Annotated in this window: 20 protein-coding genes; 18 read left to right on the top strand and 2 right to left on the bottom strand. The window is 71.2% G+C overall.

What is annotated here, in order from left to right:
• Window positions 1-38: 38 nt before the first annotated feature.
• A complete protein-coding gene (locus DEJ35_RS09730; RefSeq protein WP_111192648.1) occupies window positions 39-851 on the bottom strand; it encodes a peptidylprolyl isomerase in 813 nt (270 codons plus the stop codon).
• Window positions 852-980: 129 nt separating this feature from the next.
• Here DEJ35_RS09730 and DEJ35_RS09725 point away from each other — a divergent pair, with 129 nt between their 5' ends.
• The 9 genes from DEJ35_RS09725 to aroB all read left to right on the top strand — a co-directional run bounded on the left by DEJ35_RS09725 (window position 981) and on the right by aroB (window position 11455).
• A complete protein-coding gene (locus DEJ35_RS09725; protein WP_110858982.1) occupies window positions 981-2333 on the top strand; it encodes a replication-associated recombination protein A in 1353 nt (450 codons plus the stop codon).
• 234 nt (window positions 2334-2567) lie between these two features.
• The gene (gene rpsD, locus DEJ35_RS09720; RefSeq protein WP_017887166.1) at window positions 2568-3197 is read left to right on the top strand and encodes a 30S ribosomal protein S4; all 630 of its coding nucleotides are present in this window, start codon (window positions 2568-2570) and stop codon (window positions 3195-3197) included.
• A gap of 236 nt (window positions 3198-3433) precedes the next feature.
• The gene (locus tag DEJ35_RS09715) at window positions 3434-3616 is read left to right on the top strand and encodes a hypothetical protein (protein ID WP_111192647.1); all 183 of its coding nucleotides are present in this window, start codon (window positions 3434-3436) and stop codon (window positions 3614-3616) included.
• 59 nt (window positions 3617-3675) lie between these two features.
• The gene (gene alaS, locus DEJ35_RS09710) at window positions 3676-6333 is read left to right on the top strand and encodes an alanine--tRNA ligase (protein ID WP_110858981.1); all 2658 of its coding nucleotides are present in this window, start codon (window positions 3676-3678) and stop codon (window positions 6331-6333) included.
• Between the two features lie 8 nt (window positions 6334-6341).
• Window positions 6342-6785 carry a Holliday junction resolvase RuvX gene (gene ruvX / locus DEJ35_RS09705; protein WP_181435562.1) on the top strand — a complete coding sequence of 148 codons (444 nt, stop codon included), beginning with the start codon at window positions 6342-6344 and terminating at the stop codon, window positions 6783-6785.
• 93 nt (window positions 6786-6878) lie between these two features.
• Window positions 6879-8441 (top strand): endolytic transglycosylase MltG, encoded by a 1563-nt coding sequence (gene mltG, locus DEJ35_RS09700; protein ID WP_258370293.1) that lies wholly within the window; start codon window positions 6879-6881, stop codon window positions 8439-8441.
• Between the two features lie 43 nt (window positions 8442-8484).
• Window positions 8485-9705 carry a chorismate synthase gene (gene aroC / locus DEJ35_RS09695; protein ID WP_111192645.1) on the top strand — a complete coding sequence of 407 codons (1221 nt, stop codon included), beginning with the start codon at window positions 8485-8487 and terminating at the stop codon, window positions 9703-9705.
• The gene (locus tag DEJ35_RS09690; protein ID WP_181419977.1) at window positions 9702-10361 is read left to right on the top strand and encodes a shikimate kinase; all 660 of its coding nucleotides are present in this window, start codon (window positions 9702-9704) and stop codon (window positions 10359-10361) included. Before aroC ends, DEJ35_RS09690 begins: the two co-directional genes overlap by 4 nt.
• A complete protein-coding gene (aroB, locus tag DEJ35_RS09685) occupies window positions 10358-11455 on the top strand; it encodes a 3-dehydroquinate synthase (protein ID WP_111192644.1) in 1098 nt (365 codons plus the stop codon). Before DEJ35_RS09690 ends, aroB begins: the two co-directional genes overlap by 4 nt.
• Before the next feature lie 9 nt (window positions 11456-11464).
• Here the strand turns inward: aroB and DEJ35_RS09680 are convergent, their stop codons facing one another.
• Entirely contained in the window at window positions 11465-11644 is a 180-nt protein-coding gene (locus DEJ35_RS09680; protein WP_111192643.1) for a hypothetical protein, read from the bottom strand.
• 286 nt (window positions 11645-11930) lie between these two features.
• Here DEJ35_RS09680 and DEJ35_RS09675 point away from each other — a divergent pair, with 286 nt between their 5' ends.
• The 9 genes from DEJ35_RS09675 to carB all read left to right on the top strand — a co-directional run bounded on the left by DEJ35_RS09675 (window position 11931) and on the right by carB (window position 22798).
• Entirely contained in the window at window positions 11931-13622 is a 1692-nt protein-coding gene (locus tag DEJ35_RS09675) for an AarF/ABC1/UbiB kinase family protein (protein WP_181435557.1), read from the top strand.
• 110 nt (window positions 13623-13732) lie between these two features.
• Window positions 13733-14296 (top strand): elongation factor P, encoded by a 564-nt coding sequence (gene efp / locus DEJ35_RS09670; RefSeq protein WP_027465745.1) that lies wholly within the window; start codon window positions 13733-13735, stop codon window positions 14294-14296.
• 11 nt (window positions 14297-14307) lie between these two features.
• A complete protein-coding gene (gene nusB, locus DEJ35_RS09665) occupies window positions 14308-14760 on the top strand; it encodes a transcription antitermination factor NusB (RefSeq protein ID WP_027465744.1) in 453 nt (150 codons plus the stop codon).
• 24 nt (window positions 14761-14784) lie between these two features.
• Window positions 14785-15384 carry a bifunctional pyr operon transcriptional regulator/uracil phosphoribosyltransferase PyrR gene (gene pyrR, locus DEJ35_RS09660; protein WP_017887177.1) on the top strand — a complete coding sequence of 200 codons (600 nt, stop codon included), beginning with the start codon at window positions 14785-14787 and terminating at the stop codon, window positions 15382-15384.
• Window positions 15384-16358, top strand: coding sequence for an aspartate carbamoyltransferase catalytic subunit (locus DEJ35_RS09655; RefSeq protein WP_111090425.1), 975 nt, complete (start codon window positions 15384-15386; stop codon window positions 16356-16358). Before pyrR ends, DEJ35_RS09655 begins: the two co-directional genes overlap by 1 nt.
• Window positions 16355-17749 (top strand): dihydroorotase, encoded by a 1395-nt coding sequence (locus tag DEJ35_RS09650; protein ID WP_111192641.1) that lies wholly within the window; start codon window positions 16355-16357, stop codon window positions 17747-17749. Before DEJ35_RS09655 ends, DEJ35_RS09650 begins: the two co-directional genes overlap by 4 nt.
• A complete protein-coding gene (locus DEJ35_RS09645) occupies window positions 17746-18309 on the top strand; it encodes a hypothetical protein (RefSeq protein WP_051596738.1) in 564 nt (187 codons plus the stop codon). Before DEJ35_RS09650 ends, DEJ35_RS09645 begins: the two co-directional genes overlap by 4 nt.
• Window positions 18306-19505 carry a glutamine-hydrolyzing carbamoyl-phosphate synthase small subunit gene (gene carA / locus DEJ35_RS09640; RefSeq protein ID WP_111192640.1) on the top strand — a complete coding sequence of 400 codons (1200 nt, stop codon included), beginning with the start codon at window positions 18306-18308 and terminating at the stop codon, window positions 19503-19505. The genes DEJ35_RS09645 and carA overlap by 4 nt, the downstream gene beginning before the upstream one ends.
• A complete protein-coding gene (gene carB, locus DEJ35_RS09635; protein WP_111192639.1) occupies window positions 19505-22798 on the top strand; it encodes a carbamoyl-phosphate synthase large subunit in 3294 nt (1097 codons plus the stop codon). Before carA ends, carB begins: the two co-directional genes overlap by 1 nt.
• Window positions 22799-22801 lie beyond the last annotated feature (3 nt).

Raw genomic sequence — 22801 nt, 5'->3', positions numbered from 1 at the left:
ACGGGCTCCGCCGCCCGACCGGTGCGCCGGGTTGTGGACTACTTCTGCTCCGCGATGGTCGCGTCGGTGATCTTCGTCGCCACCTTCGGCTCGCCGGTGCCGTCGCCGCCGGGCGATGCGATGCCCTTCGCGGCGATTTTCGACTCGAGCTCGGACAGCCCGCTCGTGACCTTGCCGACGACCGTGTAGCCGCCCGTGGAGCCGTCGAGCGTGGTGTCCCCGTAGACGATGAAGAACTGCGTCGACTGCGAGTAGGGGGAGTCCGACCGCGCGATCGCGATCGTGCCCTCCTCGTAGACGCCGTCCTCCGGCACGTTCTCGAGCGGGCCGTACTCGAAGCCGGCGTCACCGGTGCCGTCGCCGTTCGCGGAGCCGCACTGCAGGAACTTCAGCCCGTCGCTGTCGGCGAGCCGGTGGCAGGTGGTGCCGTTGTAGAACTGCTCACGGATCAACGAGATCTCGACGCTCGTGGCCTGCGGCGCCTTCGCGCCGTCCAGCTCGATGCCGAGGTCGATGTCCTCGTTGAGCGTGAGGGTGCCGGTCCAGGTCGCGCCCTTCGCGATCGACTTGCTCGGCACGTCGCCGGTGTTGCCGGCCGCGGCGCTGGCCGACGGCGTGGCCGTCGACGACGCGGAGGCGCTCGGGGCCGGGGCGCCCGATCCCCGCGATCCTGCGAAGGCGAGCTGCGACCCGGTGACGAGGGCCGCGACGAGGACGAGGGCACCGGCGCCGATCAGGTTGTCCCGCACGCGGCGGCGTCGCTGCCGCTCGTGGAGGCCCTGGCGGGCCTGGTAGAGGCGGAGGCGCTCGCGCGCCTCACGGTTGTCACGCGCTGGGTTCTTCGGTGCCACGGTGCTGGTCTGCCCTCTCGTCGCAGTGTGCAACGAGCGTAGCCGAACGGTCGCCGCCACCAGCAGGGAGGCGCGGCCTGCGTCGGTGGACCGGCCTACGATTGCAGGATGGCAGCGGATCGTTCGGGAATGCACGCGCCCACCACGGGTGGTCGCGCCGGTCTCGCGCAGGGTTCCGTCCCGCTCGCCGTCCGGATGCGCCCCACCAGCCTCGACGAGGTCGCCGGTCAGCAGCACCTGCTCGGCCGGGGTTCGCCCCTGGTGCAGCTCGCCACCGGCACGCGTGAGAACCCCGGCGGGGTCTCCGTGATCCTGTGGGGACCACCCGGAACCGGCAAGACCACGCTGGCGCAGGCCATCGCACGGCAGTCCGGTCGCGAGTTCGTCGAGCTCTCGGCCGTGACCGCCGGTGTGAAGGACGTGCGCGAGGTCATGGAGAAGGCGCTGACCCACCGTGACCTGTACGGGTCGACCACGGTGCTGTTCCTCGACGAGATCCACCGGTTCAGCAAGGCCCAGCAGGACGCCCTGCTGCCCGGCGTCGAGAACGGGTGGGTCATCCTCATCGCGGCCACCACCGAGAACCCGTCGTTCTCGGTCATCTCGCCGCTGCTGTCCCGTTCGCTGCTCCTGACGCTCAAACCGCTCACCGATCCCGACCTCGGCATGCTCGTCGACCGCGCGGTGGAAGACCCCCGCGGGCTCGGCGGTGCCGTCGTCCTCGGTGACGAAGCCCGCAGCGCGATCATCCGGCTCGCGTCCGGTGACGCCCGACGTGCCCTCACCGCGCTCGAGGCCGCGGCGGCGTCGGCCAGCGCCGCGCAGGACGAGGACGATGACACCGTGCCCGTCGTCGATGCCGACACCGTCGCGGCAGCGGTCGACCGGGCCCTGCTGCGCTACGACCGACAGGGCGACGAGCACTACGACGTCATCAGCGCGTTCATCAAGTCGGTGCGGGGGAGCGACGTCGACGCCGCCCTGCACTACCTCGCGCGGATGATCGAGGCCGGCGAGGACTCCCGGTTCATCGCGAGGCGGATCATCATCTCCGCGTCCGAGGACATCGGCATGGCCGATCCGCAGGCGCTGCCCATCGCCGTCGCGGCGGCCCAGGCCGTCCAGCTCATCGGGATGCCCGAGGGGCGGATCCCGCTGGCCGAGGCGGTCGTCTACCTGGCGACGGCGCCGAAGTCGAACGCCGCCTACAACGGGGTCAACCAGGCGATGGCCGACGTCAAGGCGGGGCGCATGGGCACGGTCCCGATGCACCTGCGCGACGCGCACTACGCCGGGGCGAAGCGCCTCGGGCACGGCAAGGGGTACGTCTACTCCCACGACGCCGAGCACGGGGTCGCCGAGCAGCAGTACCTGCCGGACGCACTCGAGGGCACCGAGTACTACACGCCGACTGCCAACGGGTACGAGCGCGAGGTCGGGCCGCGGCTCGAACGGCTCCGGAAGATCACACGCGGCCACTAGCGTCGGTGCTTCTGCGCTCGCCCCGATGCTGCTAGCATTGCCGGGCCTACGTCCTGGTCCTCGAGCACGGCTGCGTCGAGGACAGAGTGCCACTCCGGTGGTACGGGGGCAGAGGTTCGGACTGTAGCCGTCCGATCCCACAGGCTCATCCCTCTGGATCCCGTCGTCGGGGCCACCGGCACTCGCGTGCCCGGCCTCCGGTGAGTATTCAGTTCGAACAGAGAAAAGGACCCTGTGTCTACCAAGTCACGTACCCGCAGCAAGACCCGCCTGTCGCGCGCACTCGGCATCCCGCTGACGCCGAAGGCTGCCCGTTACCTCGAGAAGCGCCCCTACGGGCCCGGTGAGCACGGCCGTACGCGCCGTCGTGCGGACAGCGACTACGCCGTCCGCCTCCGTGAGAAGCAGCGTCTGCGCGCCCAGTACGGCATCCGCGAGAAGCAGCTCCGCATCGTCTTCGAAGAGGCCCGCAAGACGAAGGGCCTGACCGGTGAGAACCTGGTCGAGCTCCTCGAGCAGCGCCTCGACGCCCTCGTGGTCCGTGCCGGCTTCGCCCGCACCACCGCGCAGGCCCGTCAGCTGATCGTGCACCGCCACATCCTCGTCGACGGCAAGCTCGTCGACCGCCCCTCCTTCCGCGTCAAGGAGGGCCAGCTGATCCACGTCAAGGCGAAGTCCGAGTCGATGGAGCCCTTCCAGGTCGCCGCTGCCGGTGGCCACCAGGAAGTCCTCCCGAAGGTCCCGGGCTACCTCGAGGTCGAGATCGAGAAGCTCCAGGCGCGCCTCGTGCGTCGCCCGAAGCGCGCCGAGGTCCCCGTGACCTGTGAAGTGCAGCTCGTCGTCGAGTACTACGCAGCTCGCTGATCCACTGATCACACCCGAACGGCGGGTCGTCCTCTCGAGGGCGACCCGCCGTTCGGCGTTCCGGCGCCGGAACACGCCGTCGTCTCGGCGAGGCGCCTCGGTGTGCGCGAGACGCCGTCGGTTTCGGCGGCGTCGCGCCGACACGACGGCGTCTTGCAGACGGGGACGCGCGGAAGTGCCCGGCGACTAAGCTTGTCCGGGCATGCACCGCCCGGGTGCACAGAGGGAGAGGCACCGTGAAACAGCTGTTCTTCGTCGCCGTCGGCATGGTCATCGGGTTCGCCGTCGCACACCGGGTCGCCCAGACCTCCGGTGGCGCCCGGCTCTTCGCCGAGGTGAACGCCAAGACGAAGGCCTTCACGGGTGCCGTCGCGGACGGCTACCGGTCGCGCGAGGCCGAGCTCCGTACCGACGTCTGAGCGCTCCGACCGAGCAGCCACGACCCTCCTCCACCCACGACCTGAACCCAGGAAGCACCATGCAGACCGCAGAGATCCGCCGCCGTTGGCTCCAGTACTTCGGTGACCGCGGCCACACCGTCGTCCCGTCCGCGTCCCTCGTCTCCGACGACCCGTCGCTCCTCTTCACGGTCGCCGGCATGGTGCCGTTCATCCCGTACCTGACGGGTCTCATCCCGGCGCCGTTCCCGCGGGCGACGAGCGTGCAGAAGTGCATCCGCACGAACGACATCGAAGAGGTCGGCAAGACCCCTCGCCACGGCACCTTCTTCCAGATGAACGGGAACTTCTCGTTCGGCGACTACTTCAAGGAGCAGGCGATCCAGTTCGCCTGGGAGTTCCTGACCAAGCCCGAGACCGACGGTGGGCTCGGCTTCTCACCCGACGACCTCTGGGTCACCGTCTACGAAGAGGACGACGAGGCGATCGGCTTCTGGAAGCAGCACTCCTCGCTGCCCGACGAGCGGATCCAGCGCCTCGGCAAGGACACCAACTACTGGTCGACCGGACAGCCCGGACCGGCGGGTCCCTGCTCGGAGATCTTCTTCGACCGTGGCCCCGAGTACGGCATCGACGGCGGCCCGGCGACGGACGACGACCGGTACGTCGAGATCTGGAACCTCGTCTTCATGCAGTACCAGATCGCCGACGTGCGGTCGAAGTACGACTTCGAGATCACCGGCGAGCTGCCGAACAAGAACATCGACACCGGCATGGGGCTCGAGCGCGTCGCCTTCATCAAGCAGGGCGTCGACAACATGTACGAGATCGACCAGGTGCGCCCGGTGCTCGACCGTGCGGCCGAGATCTCCGGCCGGCCCTACGGTGCCGTGCACGAGGACGACGTGCGGATGCGCGTCATCGCCGACCACGTCCGTTCCTCGCTGATGCTCATCGCCGACGGCGTGAGCCCGTCGAACGAGGGCCGCGGGTACATCCTCCGTCGGCTGCTCCGTCGCACCGTCCGCGCGATGCGCCTGCTCGGTGTCGAGGCCCCTACGTTCCCCGAGCTCTTCCCGGCGTCCCGCGACGCCATGCGCGACGCCTACCCCGAGGTGGCGTCCGACTACGACCGGATCTCCCGCATCGCCTACGCGGAAGAGGAGACCTTCCTCCGCACCCTGGCGCAGGGCACGACCATCCTGGACGTCGCGGTCGAGCGCGCGAAGCAGGACGGCGCCCCGTCGATCGGCGGCGACACGGCGTTCCTGCTGCACGACACGTTCGGGTTCCCCATCGACCTGACGATGGAGATGGCCGAGGAAGCCGGCGTGCACGTCGACCGCACGGCGTTCGAGACCCTGATGTCCGAGCAGCGTGCCCGGGCGAAGGCCGACGCGAAGAGCAAGAAGACCGCGATCGCCGACCTGAGCGTCTACAGCGCCTTCCGGGCGAAGGGTGAGACGACGTTCCTCGGCTACGACGCGCTCGAGGCCGAGACGCGCGTGCTCGGCATCATCGTCGGCGGCGTGAGCGTCGACCGTGCGGTCGCTGGTGACATCGCCGAGGTCATCCTCGGCGAGACCTCCCTGTACGCCGAGTCGGGTGGCCAGGACGCCGACCAGGGCTCGATCGTCGGCAACGGGTTCGACCTCGAGGTCCTCGACGTCCAGCGACCGGTCTCCGGGCTGTGGAGCCACACCGTGCAGGTCCGCTCCGGCGAGGTCGGTGTCGGCGACGCCGCGAGCACCGTCGTCGACGCGGAGTACCGCCGCGGTGCGACCCAGGCGCACTCCGCGACACACCTGGTCAACGCGGCCCTCCGCGACATCCTCGGCCCGGAGGCGCTGCAGGCCGGTTCGTACAACAAGTCCGGCTACATGCGCCTCGACTTCTCGTGGTCCCAGCCGGTCTCGCTCGAGACCCGCTCCGAGATCGAGGAGGTCGTGAACACCGCGATCCGCACCGACCTCGAGGTCTCCACGCGCATCCTGCCCATCGACGAGGCGAAGGCCCTCGGGGCGCAGGCCCTGTTCGGTGAGAAGTACGGCGCCGAGGTCCGCATGGTCGACATCGGCGGCCCGTGGTCCCGCGAGCTCTGCGGTGGCACGCACGTCGCCTCGAGCGCGCAGATCGGGCTCGTCAACCTGGTGGGGGAGTCGAGCGTCGGTTCGACGAACCGCCGCGTCGAGGCACTGGTCGGCCTCGAGGGGTTCCGCGACCTCGCCGTCGAGCGCACGATCGTGTCGCAGCTCTCCAGCGCGCTCAAGGCACCCCGTGCCGACCTGCCAGCCCGGGTCCAGAACCTGATGGAGGACCTCCGGTCCGCCCAGAAGAAGCTCGCCGAGTACGAGTCGGCGAACCTGCAGCAGCGCGTGCCCGCCATCGCCCGCAACGCCACGACCGTCGGCGCCACCACCGTGGTCGCCGAGACGGTCGACGGCCTGCAGTCCGGCGACGACCTGCGCTCGCTCGCCACCGGCGTGCGCGGCCAGCTCGGTGACGGCGCGGCCGTCGTCGTGCTCGGGGCGGTCGTCGGCGGCAAGCCGATCGTGATCGTCGCGACCAACGACGCCGCTCGTGCTGCGGGCGTGCAGGCGGGCCCCCTCGCGAAGGAGGCCGCCGGCGTGCTCGGTGGCGGTGGCGGCGGCAAGCCGGACCTGGCGCAGGGCGGCGGGACCGACGCGGCCGCGCTCCCCGCGGCGCTGCGTGCCGTGACCGCACGGCTCGCGGGCTGACCGTGGGCATCCGGTCCGGGCGGCGGCTCGGCGTGGACGTCGGGCGCGCCCGGATCGGGGTCGCCGTGTGCGACCGCGACGGTCTGCTGGCGACGCCGGTCGAGACCGTCCGTCGTGACGACTCGAAGGACCTCCGGCGGATCCTCGAGCTCGCGGACGAGTACGACGTGCTCGAGGTCGTCGTCGGGCTGCCCCTGTCGATGTCGGGTGGGGACACGGCCTCGACCGAGGACGCCCGCGTCTTCGCCGCCCGGATCGCGGCGCGTCGGCCGGTGCGCCTGGTCGACGAACGACTGTCGACCGTGACGGCCCAGCGGGGGCTGCACCAGGCCGGCAAGAACACGAAGAAGTCCCGGGCCGTGATCGACCAAGCAGCCGCTATTATCATTCTGCAACACGCGCTCGACCACGAGCGCAGTGCCGGTGCCCCTCCGGGCACCACGCTTCCCTGACAGGGCTGCCCGGTACCGCACATGGGTGCTCTCGTCGTCAGCTGCGAGGACGACGGTGCCCAGGTGGAGTTCCCGACCGAGAGACCGAGGACGTTGGCAGACGATCTGGACTGGAACGCGATCATCGCGCCCGGCAACGACGCCGAGCGGCGGAAGGCGACTTCCGACCGCACGACAGGCACCGATGACCGCGACGACGCTGGTCAGGTGACCCCACCCCCGGCGCCTCCGATGTCCCGACGCGAAGCCCGTGCCCTCGAGGCCGAACGAGCCCGTGTCGCAGCGATCGACGAGCCACCGGTCCCCGAACGGACCACCGATGCGTCGGCAGCCGCACACGACGAACGCCCTGCGGCCCCCGCAGACGCGCCGATCGCCACCCGTCCCGAAGACCTGCACCCCGAGGTTGCCGCACTGCTGACCGGCGAGCTGCCGACCGAGCCCGCGGCGACCGCTGCGGGCGGCGGATCCGGGGTCGACGGGACGGACGACGGTGACGTGACCGGCGGCGGTGGCGCCGCGGGAGGCGGCGGCCGCGGAGGACGAGGCGGGGGAGGACGCGCCTCCAGGCCGCCCCGTGAGCCACGGCCGAAGCGCCGACGCGGACCGCTCATCGCGGGGCTCGTCATCGTCGCGGTCGTGCTCGCCGCCGGCGTCGGGGCGTACACCTTCGCCGCCCCCAAGATCCAGCAGCTCATCGCGGCGATCAGCGGCGCGCAGGAGCCCGACGACTACACGGGCGACGGCACCTCGAAGGTGACCATCACCATCAAGCAGGGCGACATCGGCGAGAACGTCGCCGCGACGTTGCAGCGCAGCGGCGTCGTCAAGGACTCGAAGGTGTTCTACAAGCTCCTGCTGGCCTCGCCGGACGTGCAGTTCCAGCCCGGTTCGTACGCGCTGAAGAAGCAGATGAGCTCGAAGTCCGCGCTCGCGGCACTGCAGGACACGAAGAACCGCGTGCAGGCGTCGATCATCATCCCGGAGGGCACCGCTCTCGCCGACATCGAGGCCGGGATGGTCTCGAAGGCCGGCCTGACCGCGAAGGAGGTCGACGCGGCCGCGAAGGACCTGTCGGCCTACGACCTGCCGTCCGGCGTCACGACGCTCGAGGGCTGGCTCTTCCCCGCGACCTACCCGATCAACCCGGGCTGGACCGCCGAGCAGTACTTCAAGTCGATGGTCGACACCATGAAGGAGCACCTGTCCGCCGCCGGCGTCAAGGAAGCCGACCAGGAGCGCACCATCGTCTTCGCGTCGCTGGTGCAGAAGGAAGCCGGCCTCGCGGCCGACTACCCCAAGGTCGCGCGGGTGTTCCAGAACCGCCTCGACCAGGGCATGCGCCTGCAGTCCGACGCCACCGTCGCCTACGGCACGGGCAACACGCACACCGTGACGACGACCGACGCCGAACGGGCCGACGAGTCGAACGCGTACAACACCTACGTGCACGAGGGGCTGCCGCCGGCACCGATCTCCAACCCCGGGGACATCGCGATCAAGGCCGTGACGAACGAGGCCCCGGGCAAGTGGCTGTACTTCGTGACGGTGAACCTGGAGACCGGCGAGACGGTGTTCTCGAACACCTACAACGAGCACCTCGTCGCGGTGAAGCAGTTCCAGGCATGGCTGCGGGCGCACCCCGACTACCAGTAGGACGGCGACGTCGCACGGCGGTGCGCTGTGGGAGGATTGCGGCATGCTTCGTTGGTTGACTGCTGGTGAGTCCCACGGACCCGAACTGATCGCCATGCTCGAGGGCCTGCCCGCGGGAGTCCCGGTGTCGTTCGAGTCCATCCGTGCCGATCTCGCGCGCCGCAAGCTCGGCTACGGCCGTGGCTCGCGGATGAAGTTCGAGCAGGACGAGCTGCACGTGTCCGGCGGCGTCCGGCACGGCTACTCGCTCGGCAGCCCCATCGCGATCCGCATCGGCAACACCGAGTGGCCGAAGTGGGTCGAGGTCATGAACCCCGAACCGATCGAGTCCACCGAGATGTCCCGCGGTCGGAGCGCCCCGCTGACCCGACCGCGTCCGGGTCACGCCGACCTGGTCGGCATGCAGAAGTACGGCTTCGACGAGGCCCGCCCGATCCTGGAGCGTGCAAGCGCCCGCGAGACCGCTGCCCGGGTGGCGCTCGGCGCCGTCGCGAAGTCGTTCCTGGCCGAACTCGGCATCCGCTCGGTGGCGCACACGCTGCAGGTCGGGACCGTCCGGGTCCCGGACGGCACGCGCCTGCCGCTGCCCGACGACGTGGACCGCCTCGACGAGGACCAGCTGCGCTGCTTCGACGCCGAGACCTCCGCACGCATGGTCACCGAGGTCGAGGCCGCGAAGAAGGACGGCGACACCCTCGGCGGCGTCGTCGAGGTGCTGTTCTACGGCGTCCCGCCGGGCCTCGGCTCGCACGTGCACTGGGACCGCCGGCTCGATGCCCGCCTCGCCGCGGCGATCATGGGGATCCAGGCCATCAAGGGCGTCGAGGTCGGCGACGGCTTCGCGACCGCCGGGCGCCGGGGCTCCGCCGCCCACGACGAGCTGTACCGCGAGGACGGCGAGATCTACCGCACGAGCGACCGCGCCGGTGGGACCGAGGGCGGGATGTCCACGGGCACCGTGCTGCGGGTCCGCGCCGGCATGAAGCCGATCGCGACCATCCCGCACGCCCTGCACACGGTGGACGTCGTCTCCGGAGAGGACGCCTCGGCGCACCACCAGCGCTCGGACGTCTGCGCCGTGCCCGCGGCGGGTGTCGTCGCCGAGGCGATGGTGGCCCTGGTGCTCGCCGACGCGGTGCTCGAGAAGTTCGGCGGCGACAACGTCGTCGAGACGAAGCGCAACCTCGACGCCTACCTCGCCGCGATCCCGGAGACCCTGCGGACGCGCCGGACCGAGCCGTCGGCGACCTCGACCGACCTGTGAGCACCGACGTCGGACGCGCCGACGCGCCCGTGGTCGTCATCGGCCCGATGGGCGCCGGCAAGTCGAGCGTCGGCAAGCGGGTCGCGAAGGCGCTCGGCGTCCCGTTCACGGACACCGACCGGGTCATCGTGCGCGAGCACGGGCCGATCCCCGGGATCTTCGCCGACCGCGGTGAGCCGGCGTTCCGCGCGCTCGAAGCCGAGGCCGTCCGGGGAGCGCTCGCCATCGGCGGCGTGATCGCCGTGGGCGGGGGAGCCGTCACCCACGCGGACACCCGGCAGGCCCTGAGCGGGGCGCGCATCGTCCTGCTCACCGTGTCGCCCGAGGCCGTCGCCGACCGCATCGCCGGGTCCGACCGGCCGCTGCTGGCGAACGGCGGGATCGACGCCTGGCAGACGATCATGGACGAGCGGGCCGCCACCTACGCCGAGCTCGCGCACGTGGTGGTCGACACGTCTCGCCGGCCGATGTCCCGGGTGGTCGACGAGGTCGTCACGTGGCTGCGCAGCGACGCCGGCACCACCGAGCGCAGCGACGCAAACGCCTCCGAGCGCAACGGCACCACCACCACCGCGCCCGGCAGCACCACCACCGCGCCCGGCAGCACCACCACCGCGCCCGGCAGCGCGACCACCAGCACCGAAGGAGCACCGTGACCGAGTCGACCCTGCCCGCCGGGACCACCGAGATCCGGGTCGGCGGTGACGACGGCTACACGGTGGCCGTCGGCACGGACCTGCTCGGCGCCCTGCCCTCGATCCTGGGCCCGCGCGTCGCCAAGGTCCTCATCGTGCACTCGCCGACGCTCGGTGCCCGGGCGAACGAGCTCCGTGCGCTGCTGGTCGAGGCCGGGCTCGAAGCCCTGATCGCCGAGGTCCCCGACGCCGAGGGCGCCAAGCGCGTCGAGGTCGCGGCGTTCTGCTGGCAGATCATGGGGCAGGCGGACTTCACCCGCACCGACGCGGTCATCGGCCTCGGTGGCGGTGCCGTCACCGACCTGGCCGGCTTCGTCGCCGCGACCTGGCTGCGCGGTGTGCCGTACGTGGCCGTCCCGACCAGCGTGCTCGGCATGGTGGACGCCAGCGTCGGCGGGAAGACGGGCATCAACACGAACGAGGGCAAGAACCTGGTCGGCGCCTTCTCCGCCCCGCGTGCCGTCGTCGTGGACCTCGACCTCGCCCGCACGCTGCCGCGCAACGAGATCCTGACGGGCTTCGCGGAGATCGTGAAGGCCGGGTTCATCGCCGTGCCCGAGATCCTGGACATCGTCGAGGCCGACGTCGACCGGGTGACCGACCCGACGACGCCGGAGTTCCGGCGGGTCGTCGAGCTCGCCATCGCGCTCAAGGCCGAGGTCGTCTCGGACGACTTCACCGAGCAGGGCCGACGCGAGATCCTGAACTACGGGCACACCCTCGGGCACGCGATCGAGCACGCCGAGCGGTACCAGTGGCGCCACGGGGCAGCGGTGTCGGTCGGCATGGTGTTCGCCGCCGAGCTCGCCCGGCTCACGGGCCACCTGGACGACGCGACGGTCGACCGGCACCGGACGATCCTCGAGTCGCTCGACCTGCCGACCTCGTACGGCATCGGGCGGTGGCAGGGGCTGCTCGCCACCATGCGTCGCGACAAGAAGGCCCGTGCCGGCATGCTGCGGTTCATCATCCTGGACGGCGTCGGCAAGCCCGTCGTGCTCGAGGGCCCCGAGGACCACCTGCTCTTCACCGCCTACCAGGAGGTCGGCGTCTAGCCACCTCGGTCAGCGCAGGACCCGTCGCGTCCTGCGCCACCACCAGGTGACACGCATCGAGACGGTGACCACACCGGTGCGCTGGGACTCCCGCCACTCGTCGACGGTGGCGCCGTGGTCCCAGGCGAAGAGGACGTCGTCGTCCTCGTCGATGTCCGGAGCGTCCGGAAGCGGTCGCAGGATCGACATCAGCCGGGTCCTTCCTGCTCGTTCTGGCCGTCGGGCGGTGTGCGGCCGGACGCCGGACGTCTGCGGAGCGCGCGCCCTGCGAGTCGGCTCTCGAGTTCGCGGAGCACAGTCGTCAGTGCTGTCTCCACGGCACGAGTGTCCGCCGCAGGACCGAGGCCCGCGCCGGGCCCGCGCCGACCTGTGGAAGCCGCGCCGGGCCTCCAGGCTGTGGAGGAGGACGGGGCGACGCGACGGACCGGGCCACCCGCACGCTGCGGACCCAGCGCCGGGGAGCAGACTGGCGGGCGTGCCCACCCCACCCCGACTGAGCGACCTCTCCGGCCCGCGCGATGCCGACACCGGCACCCTGCGCTCCCGTGGTCGACGCTTCACCGAACTCCTCTCCATCGCCCGCCGCCACCACCTGGTGCCGTTCCGTCGTCTCGACTTCTCGCACGACCCGGCCACCTCGGACCTGCGTCGCGACCAGGCCGAGCACCTGCGCCGGGCGCTCGAGGAAGCCGGTGGCGGGTTCGTGAAGATGGGCCAGCTGCTCTCCACCCGCGACGACCTGCTGCCCGAGGAGTGGACCGAGGGACTCGCCCACCTGCAGCGGAACGTCACGGCGGCGCCGGCGGACGAGGTCCGTGCGCTCCTCGAGCAGGAGCTCGGTGCCCCGGTCGACCAGGTGTTCGCGACCTTCGACCCGGTGCCCGTCGCAGCGGCGTCCATCGCGCAGGTGCACCGCGCCCGGCTGCCCGACGGCACCGCGGTCGCCGTCAAGGTGCAGCGGCCGGGGATCGACGCCGCGGTGCGCCGCGACGTCGACATCGCGCTGCGGGTCGTCCGGTTCATGGCCCGGTGGTCGACCGAGGCGCGACAGGTCGGCGTGCAGGACATCGCGGGCCAGTACGCGGACGACCTGATCCGGCAGGTCGACTTCGTCTCGGAGCTCCGGAACCTCACCGCGCTGCGTGCTGCCCAGGCCCGCAGCGCGCGTCCGGACGAGGTCCGGTTCCCGGACCCCTACCCGGACCTGTCCGGCCGGCGTGTGCTCGTGATGGAGTTCCTGGAGGGCGACACGCTCAGCGCGATCCGCGCCGAGCGTTCCGAGCGCGACCTCGACGCGCCGATGCGCGCGATCCTCCGCGCCTTCCTGCGCCAGGTCGTCTTCGACGGCCTGTACCACGCGGACCTGCACCCGGGGAACGTCCTGGTGCTGCCCGACGGGCGGCCCGCGTTGATCGACTTCGGATCGGTCGGGAGGCTCGACCCGGGTCTCCGGGACACGGTCCAGGACCTGTTGGCCGCCTACCTGCAGGACGACACGTCGCGGATCGCCGATGCGGTCCTGCGGATGGCGCCCGTGCGCGATGCGCACGACGAGCCCGACTTCCGTCGGGACATCGCCCGCTTCGTCGCGGACGAGCTCGGCCCGGGTGCGCGCATCGGTGTCGACACCGTGGACGACGCGGTCGAGGTCTTCGGGCGGTACCGGTTGAAGCCGCCGCCGGACTTCGTCGCCGCGGCTCGTGCCCTGGCCATCTTCGAGGGCACGCTCCGCACGCTCGCACCGTCGTTCGACCTCCTCGAGGAGTCCCGCGGACTCGCCCGGGAGCAGATCACCGACCAGCTCCGGCCCGGCAAGCTCCGGGACCTCGCGGCGAAGGAGCTGCTCGGCGTCGTGTCGGCTGCCCGCCGCCTGCCCCGCCGGGTGGACCGCATCGGCGAGGCGATCGAGACCGGCCGCTTCACGGTGAACATCCGGCTCTTCGCGGACAGCCGCGACCGGCGGCTCGTGTCCGGCATGATCCGGCGCATCCTGCTCGTGCTGCTCGGCGCGGGGGCGGGGATCCTGGCGATCGTCTACCTGTCGTTGCCGGCGCGACCGACGGCGGCCCTGTCCACCGGGGTCGCGGGCGGGTTGCTCGGGGGAGCGGCGGTGGTGCTGCTCGGCTGGGCGGCGATCGACGCCTGGCTCGCCCGACGGCGACGCTGACCGCGGCGCGCACCGCTCCGGCCGCCGGGCGGGCGTCCGCTACACTCGTCCGGGGCCGTCCGCGGCCCGAGGACACTTCACAACACGACCGAACGGGACACCGACGACTCATGGCCAGTACCACAGACATCAAGAACGGCGCCGTTCTCATCATCGACGGCCAGCTGTGGTCGGTCGTCGAGTTCCAGCACGTCAAGCCGGGCAAGGGCGGCGCGTTCGTCCGCACGAAGCTCAAGAACGTCGTCTCCGGCAAGGTCGTCGACCGCACGTTCAACGCCGGCGCGAAGATCGACACCGCGACCGTCGACCGTCGTGACTACCAGTTCCTCTACGAGGACGGCGACTCCTACGTGTTCATGGACACCGACACGTACGACCAGATCCCGGTCTCCGCGACCGTGGTCGGCGACGCCAAGAACTACCTGCTCGAGTCCGCGATGGTCACCATCGCGATGAACGAGGGCAACCCGCTGTACGTCGAGCTCCCGACGTCGATCGTCACCGAGGTCGAGACCGAGCCCGGTCTGCAGGGCGACCGTTCCTCCGGCGGCACCAAGGACGCGACCATCATCGCGACCGGCCACCGCATCCAGGTCCCGCTGTACCTGGAGAGCGGCACCCTGGTGAAGATCGACACGCGCGACGGCAGCTTCCTCGGCCGCGTCAACTCCTAGGCGCTGACCGTATGAGTGCTCGTTCGAAGGCCCGCAAGCGCGCCCTCGACATGCTGTACGTGGCCGAGGTGCGCGAGCTGCCGATCGCGGACGTGCTCGCCACCGAGACGGTCCGGCACCTGGACCAGCCGGAGCGTGCCTCCAGCTGGGACTACGCCCGTCAGATCGTCACCGGTGTCGACGACGCTCGTCACGAGATCGACTCCGTCATCGTCGACCACGCCCAGGGCTGGTCGATCGCCCGGATGCCGGTCCTCGACCGCTGCATCCTGCGGATGGCCGTGTGGGAGCTCCGGTTCAACCCGGAGGTGCCCGACGCCGTCGCCATCGCCGAGGCGGTCGAGCTCGCGCAGTCGCTGTCCACCGAGGACTCGGCGGGCTTCGTCAACGGCGTGCTCGGGGCGGTCGCCGGCGGTCGCGCACCGTCCGGTCGGACGGTCGCAGGAGACCAGGAGTCCCGGTAGGGTTGACCACGTCAGCATCCTTTAATGCCGTCCAGTGAGGCGGGGAAGGGGGTCGACGTGGGAACCAGAACGGTCCTGCAACAGCCCGACATCACGCGTGCCCTGACACGCATCGCGCACGAGATCCTCGAAGCCAACCACGGGGGCTCGGATCTCGTGCTCCTCGGCATCCCGACCCGCGGTGCTGTCCTGGCGGAACGCCTCGGCCGGATCCTGGCAGGCATCGAGCCGGAGTGGTCCTCGGCCGCCGGCGGCATCGGGACGGAGCGTGTCGGCACGCTCGACGTCACCATGCACCGGGACGACCTCGGCCACGGCATCGGTCGCGCGCCGCACCGGACGGTCATCCCCGCCGGCGGCATCGACGGCAAGGTCGTCGTGCTCGTCGACGACGTGCTCTACTCCGGCCGCACCGTCCGCGCCGCGCTCGACGCGCTGCAGGGCATCGGGCGGCCGCGCGCCGTCCGGCTCGCCGTGCTCGTCGACCGCGGCCACCGCGAGCTGCCGATCCGTGCGGACCACGTGGGCAAGAACCTGCCGACCGCGTCCGACGAGCGGGTCACGCTGCACCTGGCCGAGACCGACGGCGACGACACCGTGTTCATCGAGCAGGGGGTGGCGTGATGCGGCACCTGCTCTCGACCGCCGACCTGTCCCGCGACCAGGCCGTCCACATCCTCGACGTCGCCGAGGAGATGGCCGAGGTCAACACGCGCGAGGTCCGGAAGCTCCCGGCCCTGCGCGGCAAGACCGTGGTGAACCTGTTCTTCGAGGACTCCACGCGCACGCGCATCTCGTTCGAGGCCGCCGCGAAGCGCCTGTCCGCCGACGTCCTGAACTTCGCCGCGAAGGGCTCGAGCGTCTCGAAGGGTGAATCCCTGAAGGACACCGTGCAGACCCTCGGCGCGATGGGCATCGACGGCATCGTCATGCGCCACGGTGCATCGGGCGCCCCGCGGGTGCTGGCCGACGCCGACTGGATCGACGTGCCGGTGGTCAACGCCGGTGACGGGACCCACGAGCACCCGACGCAGGCGCTGCTCGACGCCTTCACCATGCGCCGCCGCCTGCACGGCGCCGGTTCGCGTGGCCAGGGCCTCGACGGCGTGCGCGTCCTGATCATCGGCGACGTGCTGCACAGCCGGGTAGCCCGGTCGAACGCGTGGCTGCTCCGCACCCTCGGGGCGAGCGTGACCTTCGCCGCGCCGCCGACGCTGCTGCCCGCCACCCCGTCCCCGTTCGGCGCCGCGGTGCACCACGACCTCGACACCGCCCTGGCCGAGGACCCGGACGTCGTCATGACGCTCCGCATCCAGCAGGAACGCATGAACGACGCCTTCTTCCCGAACCCGCGCGAGTACACGCGGCACTGGGGCCTGACGGCGGCGCGCTTCGGGCGACTGTCCGAGCGCACGCTGATCATGCACCCCGGTCCGATGAACCGCGGTCTCGAGATCGCCGGCGTCGCCGCCGACGACCCCCGCTCGACCGTCGTCGAGCAGGTCGAGAACGGCGTCTCGGTCCGGATGGCCGTCCTCTACCTCGCCCTGACGGGCAGTGCCGGCAACGGCACCGATGCGAAGGAGTCCGCCGCATGACCGCTCACCTGATCCGTGGCGCGCAGCTGGTCGACGGCTCGCGTGCCGACATCCGCCTGCAGGACGGGCGAATCACCGCGGTCGGGTCCGGTCTCGACACGGCCGGCGCCACCACCGTGGACGCGGACGGCCTCATCGCCCTGCCCGGTCTCGTGGACCTCCACACGCACCTGCGCGAGCCCGGTCACGAGGAGTCCGAGACGGTCCTCACCGGCTCGCGTGCCGCGGCTGCCGGCGGGTTCACCGCCGTCAACGCCATGGCGAACTCGAGCCCCGTCGCGGACACCGCCGGGGTCGTCGAGCAGGTCCAGGCGCTCGGTGACGACGCCGGCTACGTGACGGTCCGCCCGATCGGCGCCGTGTCACAGGGGCTGCAGGGCACCCACCTGTCCGAGATCGGCGCGATGGCGACGTCCCGGGCGAAGGTCCGGGTCTTCTCGGACGACGGCTCCTGCGTGGCCGACCCGCTGCTCATGCGTCGCGCACTCGAGTACATCAAGGGCTTCGGCGGGGTGCTCGCGCAGCACGCCCAGGAGCCCCGGCTGACCATCGGCGCGCAGATGAACGAGGGCCGACTGTCCTCGGAACTCGGCCTCGCCGGCTGGCCCGCCGTCGCGGAAGAGGCGATCATCGCCCGCGACGTCCTGCTCGCCGACCACGTCGGAGCACGCCTGCACGTCTGCCACGTCTCGACGGCCGGCAGCGTCGAGGTGATCCGGTGGGCCAAGTCCCGCGGCATCGACGTCACGGCCGAGGTCACGCCGCACCACCTGGTGCTCACCGAGGACCTCATCGCCGGCCACGACGGTGCCCCCGGGTACGACGCCCGCTACAAGGTGAACCCGCCGCTCCGGGCCCGCGAGGACGTCGAGGCACTCCGCGCTGCCCTGGCCGACGGCACCATCGACATCGTCGCGACCGACCACGCACCGCACACCGCCGAGGCGAAGTGCTGCGAGTGGCCCGCCGCCGCGAACGGCATGGTCGGCCTCGAATCCGCGCTGAGCGTGGTGCAGGCCGCGGTGGTCGACGACGGCCGGCTCGACTGGGCCGACGTCGCCCGGGTGCTGTCCGAGGCACCGGCGCGGATCGGCCAGGTCGAGGGGCACGGGCAGCGGATCGCCGAGGGCGCCCCCGCCGAGATCACCCTCTACGACCCGTCAGCCAGTCGCGAGTTCGCGGTCACCGACCTCGCCGGGCAGTCGCAGAACTCGCCGTACCTCGGCATGACGCTGCCGGGCCGGGTCGTCGCCACCTTCCACCAGGGGTACGCGACCGTGCTCGACGGCCGCGTCGTCGACGCGGAGACGACCGCGGCGCACGCCGCGGCGCACGCCGCGGCGCACGCCGCGGCGCACGACGCGGCGCTGCGGACGGGGGCGCGCGCATGAGCGGCGACGCCCAGCGCTGGCTCCTCGGCGCGGTGATCCTGCTCGCGGTCGCCGCCCTGTTCGTCGCGATGGCGCGCACCTGGCGGACGCGGACCAGGAAGCAGGCGGAAGCCGTGCCTCCGGTCCGGGTGCCCGCCGACCTGGCACCGGCGGTCGGGTCGTGGGACGGGTTCACCGTCGCGACGACCCGTGCCGACCAGCCGTTGGAACGCATCACCGCAGGCGGCCTCGGGTTCCGCGGCCGCGGCGGGGTGACGGTCCACGCGACCGGCGTGGTGATGCGCCTCGCCGGCACCGACGACCGCTGGATCGCGCGCGACGCGGTCCGCGGCGCCGACCGGTCCACGTGGGCGATCGACCGAGTGGTCGAACCCGGGGGACTGGTCCGTCTGCGATGGACGGCGACCGGCGCCGCAGGTGCGACGGACCTCGACACCTACTTCCGGTTCCCGGAGGGCGACGCAGCCGCGCTGCACGCCCTGCAGGGACTGACCGAGACCGGGCCGCAGGCGACTGCGGCCGATGCTCCGCGAACCGCGGGCGAAGGGAAGAAAGCATGACACGCGAACGGGCCGTCCTGGTCCTCGAAGACGGCACCCGGTACGACGGCTGGGCCTACGGCGCCCGTGGGCGCACGCTCGGTGAGGTGGTCTTCGCGACCGGCATGACCGGCTACCAGGAGACGCTGACCGACCCCTCCTACGCCGGACAGATCGTGGTGCAGACCGCGCCGCACATCGGCAACACGGGCGTGAACGACGAGGACCCCGAGTCCCGTCGCATCTGGGTCGCCGGGTACGTGGTGCGCGACCCCAGCCGCGTGGTGTCGAACCACCGCGCGAACGCCACGCTCGACGACCACCTGGTGCGCGACGGCATCGTCGGCATCGCAGGGCTCGACACCCGCGCACTCACCCGCCGCATCCGTGACGCCGGCGCCATGAAGGGCGGCATCTTCAGCGGTGCGGACGCCGCACTGCCGGCGTCCGAGCAGGAGCAGCTCGTGCGCGACCAGGCCGGCATGGCCGGGGCGAGCTTCTCGTCGGTCGTGTCCACCCCGGAGACCTACGTCGTCCCCGCCGAGGGCGAGCAGATCGGCACCCTGGCCGTGCTCGACCTCGGCGTGAAGGCCTCGACCACCCGCTACCTCGCCGCCCGCGGCTTCGAGGTGCACGTGGTGCCGCAGGACATCTCCGCCGCCGAACTGTCGGCACTCGACCCGGACGCCCTGTTCTACTCGAACGGCCCCGGCGACCCCGCCGCGTCGGACGCACAGGTGGAACTGCTGCAGGACAGCCTGCGCACCGGTCGGCCGTTCTTCGGCATCTGCTTCGGCAACCAGCTGCTCGGCCGCGCGCTCGGCTTCGGCACCTACAAGCTGCCCTTCGGCCACCGCGGCATCAACCAGCCGGTGCTCGACACGACCACGGGCAAGGTCGAGATCACGAGCCAGAACCACGGCTTCGCGGTCGACGCGCCCCTCGGCGAGGTCCTCGAGTCGCCGGCCGGGTTCGGTCGGGTCGAGGTCTCGCACTACTCGCTGAACGACAACGTGGTCGAGGGCCTCCGCGCGCTCGACGTGCCGGCGTTCAGCGTGCAGTACCACCCCGAGGCCGCCGCCGGACCGCACGACAGCATGTACCTCTTCGACCGGTTCGCGGACATGGTGCGCGAGCGTCGCGACGGGGAGCCGCTCGACGCGGCCACCGCAGACGCCACGACCCCCGCAGCAGACATCACCAAGGAAGCGAACTGATGCCCAAGCGCGCAGACATCAACTCCGTCCTCGTCATCGGTTCCGGCCCGATCGTCATCGGTCAGGCCGCCGAGTTCGACTACTCCGGCACCCAGGCGTGCCGCGTCCTCCGCGCCGAGGGCGTCCGGGTCATCCTGGTCAACCCGAACCCGGCGACGATCATGACCGACCCCGACTTCGCCGACGCGACCTACATCGAGCCGATCACGAACGCGTCGCTCGAGGAGATCATCCGCATCGAGAAGCCGGACGCCGTCCTGCCGACCCTCGGCGGTCAGACGGCCCTGAACGCGGCCATCGCGCTCGACGAGGCCGGCATCCTCACCAAGCACGGCGTCGAGCTCATCGGTGCCAAGGTCGAGGCGATCCAGCGCGGCGAGGACCGCCAGCTCTTCAAGGAGCTCGTCCTCGAGTCCGGTGCCGACGTCGCCCGCAGCCACATCGCGCACACGCTCGAAGAAGCCAAGGAGTTCGCGAAGGACCTCGGGTACCCGCTGGTCGTCCGCCCGTCCTTCACCATGGGCGGCCTCGGCTCGGGCTTCGCCTACAACGAGGCAGAACTCGTCCGCTTCGTCGGCGACGGGCTGCAGTCCAGCCCGACGACCGAGGTCCTGCTCGAGGAGTCCATCCTCGGTTGGAAGGAGTACGAGCTCGAGCTGATGCGCGACAACTACGACAACACCGTCGTCATCTGCTCCATCGAGAACGTCGACCCGGTCGGTGTCCACACCGGTGACTCGATCACGGTCGCCCCCGCGCTGACCCTGACCGACCGCGAGTACCAGAACATGCGGAACATCGGCATCGACATCATCCGTCGCGTCGGTGTCGACACCGGCGGCTGCAACATCCAGTTCGCCGTCGACCCGTCCAACGGCCGCGTCATCGTCATCGAGATGAACCCCCGCGTGTCCCGCTCGTCGGCCCTCGCATCGAAGGCCACGGGCTTCCCGATCGCCAAGATCGCGGCGAAGCTCGCCATCGGCTACCGGCTCGACGAGATCGAGAACGACATCACGAAGGTCACCCCGGCGAGCTTCGAGCCGACGCTCGACTACGTGGTCGTGAAGACCCCGCGGTTCGCGTTCGAGAAGTTCCCGGCCGCCGACGCCACCCTCACCACGACGATGAAGAGCGTCGGCGAGGCGATGGCCATCGGCCGGAACTACGCCACCGCACTGCAGAAGTCGCTGCGCTCGCTCGAGAAGCGCGGGTCGAGCTTCCACTGGGACACCCCGGCGGCCGAGCTCGACAAGGACGCCCTGCTGACGAAGTCGTCGATCCCGACCGACGGTCGCATCGTGACGGTCCAGCAGGCCCTGGTCGCGGGTGCCACCGCGGACGAGGTCTTCGAGGCCACGAAGATCGACCCCTGGTTCATCGACCAGATCGTGCTCATCAACGAGGTCGCGGACGAGGTCCGGGCCGCCGAGTCCCTCGACGCGGACACCCTGCGGTGGGCGAAGGAGCACGGCTTCAGCGACACCCAGATCGCGAGCCTGCGCAGCTCAGACGCGGCACCGGTCTCCGAGCAGCAGGTCCGTGACGAGCGGCACGCCCAGGGCATCCGGCCCGTCTTCAAGACGGTCGACACCTGCGCCGGTGAGTTCCCGGCCCTGACGCCGTACCACTACTCGTCGTACGACACCGAGACCGAGGTCGTCCCGAACGATCGCAAGAAGGTCGTCATCCTCGGCTCCGGCCCGAACCGCATCGGGCAGGGCGTCGAGTTCGACTACTCCTGCGTGCACGCGTCCTTCGCGCTGAGCGCCGCCGGGTTCGAGACGATCATGATCAACTGCAACCCCGAGACCGTGTCGACCGACTACGACACCTCGGACCGCCTGTACTTCGAACCGCTGACCGCCGAGGACGTCCTCGAGGTCATCGAGGCCGAGGCGGCGTCCGGCGAGCTCGTCGGCGTCGTCGTGCAGCTCGGTGGCCAGACCGCCCTGGGCCTGGCGAAGCCGCTCGAGGCCGCGGGCATCCCGATCCTCGGCACCAGCCCGACCGCGATCGACTCCGCCGAGGAGCGCGGGCAGTTCTCCGCCATCCTCGACGCAGCCGGTCTGCTCGCACCGCGGAACGGCACGGCCCACGACCTGGCGAGCGCGACCACGGTGGCCGAGGAGATCGGGTACCCCGTCCTCGTCCGCCCGTCGTTCGTGCTCGGCGGCCGCGGCATGGAGATCCTGTACGACTCCCCGTCGCTGGCGGACTACTTCGACCGGATGGCCGACCAGGCGATCATCGGCCCGGAGCTCCCGCTGCTGGTGGACCGGTTCCTGGACGACGCCGTGGAGATCGACGTCGACGCGCTCTTCGACGGCGAGCGACTCTACATCGGCGGCATCATGGAGCACCTCGAAGAGGCGGGTATCCACTCCGGCGACTCGGCGTGCACCCTGCCCCCGGTCGGCCTCGGCCGCGCGGAGATCCAGGGCGTCGTCGACGCGACCGAGAAGATCGCCCGCGGCATCGGCGTGCAGGGCCTGCTCAACGTGCAGTTCGCCATCGGCGCCGGCGTGCTCTACGTCCTCGAGGCGAACCCGCGCGCCAGCCGCACGGTGCCCTTCGTCTCGAAGGCGCTCGGCATCCCGCTGGCCAAGGCCGCGTCCCGCATCATGACCGGCACCACGGTCGCCGAGCTCGTCGCCGAGGGCATGCTGCCCGAGCGTGACGGCGCGTTCGTGCCCGCGCAGTCGCCGGTCGCCGTGAAGGAGGCCGTGCTGCCCTTCCGTCGCTTCCGCACCCGCGAGGGCCAGGTCGTCGACTCGGTGCTCAGCCCCGAGATGCGCTCCACCGGCGAGGTCATGGGCATCGACCGCGACTTCCCGCGGGCGTTCCTCAAGTCGCAGGACGCCGCGTACGGCGGCCTGCCGACCAGCGGCACGGTCTTCGTGAGCGTCGCCGACACCGACAAGCGCGCGATCGTGCTGCCGGTGCACCGCCTGCAGCAGCTCGGCTTCACGATCATCGCGACCGAGGGCACGGCGGAGATCCTCCGCCGCAACGGCATCGAGGTCGGGATCGTCGGCAAGTACAGCCAGGGCGGCGAGAGCGTCGTCGACCTCCTGGCCACGGGCGAGGTCGACATCGTCATCAACACGCCGTCCGGTGCCGCCGGTCGTGCGGACGGGTACGAGATCCGCGCGGCGACGGTGGCGGCGGACAAGCCGCTGTTCACGACGATCGCGCAGATCGGTGCGGCCGTCGCGGCGATCGAGACGATCGGTTCGCCGCTCAACGTCCGCAGCCTGCAGGACTACGCGCGCGAGCGCGCGACCTGGTGACGG

The sequence above is a fragment of the Curtobacterium sp. MCPF17_051 genome, assembly GCF_003234595.1.
Taxonomy (GTDB): domain Bacteria; phylum Actinomycetota; class Actinomycetes; order Actinomycetales; family Microbacteriaceae; genus Curtobacterium; species Curtobacterium flaccumfaciens.
This window is presented reverse-complemented; position numbering and strand designations above follow the sequence as displayed.

Bases quoted from the DNA above. Each gene is read 5' to 3' on its own strand.
- DEJ35_RS09725 (WP_110858982.1), top strand. From the start codon at position 981: ATGCACGCGCCCACCACGGGTGGTCGCGCCGGTCTCGCGCAGGGTTCC.
- alaS (WP_110858981.1), top strand. From the start codon at position 3,676: ATGCAGACCGCAGAGATCCGCCGCCGTTGGCTCCAGTACTTCGGTGAC.
- aroC (WP_111192645.1), top strand. From the start codon at position 8,485: ATGCTTCGTTGGTTGACTGCTGGTGAGTCCCACGGACCCGAACTGATC.
- DEJ35_RS09680 (WP_111192643.1), bottom strand. From the start codon at position 11,644: ATGTCGATCCTGCGACCGCTTCCGGACGCTCCGGACATCGACGAGGAC.
- efp (WP_027465745.1), top strand. From the start codon at position 13,733: ATGGCCAGTACCACAGACATCAAGAACGGCGCCGTTCTCATCATCGAC.
- nusB (WP_027465744.1), top strand. From the start codon at position 14,308: ATGAGTGCTCGTTCGAAGGCCCGCAAGCGCGCCCTCGACATGCTGTAC.
- pyrR (WP_017887177.1), top strand. From the start codon at position 14,785: ATGCCGTCCAGTGAGGCGGGGAAGGGGGTCGACGTGGGAACCAGAACG.
- DEJ35_RS09655 (WP_111090425.1), top strand. From the start codon at position 15,384: ATGCGGCACCTGCTCTCGACCGCCGACCTGTCCCGCGACCAGGCCGTC.
- DEJ35_RS09650 (WP_111192641.1), top strand. From the start codon at position 16,355: ATGACCGCTCACCTGATCCGTGGCGCGCAGCTGGTCGACGGCTCGCGT.
- DEJ35_RS09645 (WP_051596738.1), top strand. From the start codon at position 17,746: ATGAGCGGCGACGCCCAGCGCTGGCTCCTCGGCGCGGTGATCCTGCTC.
- carA (WP_111192640.1), top strand. From the start codon at position 18,306: ATGACACGCGAACGGGCCGTCCTGGTCCTCGAAGACGGCACCCGGTAC.
- carB (WP_111192639.1), top strand. From the start codon at position 19,505: ATGCCCAAGCGCGCAGACATCAACTCCGTCCTCGTCATCGGTTCCGGC.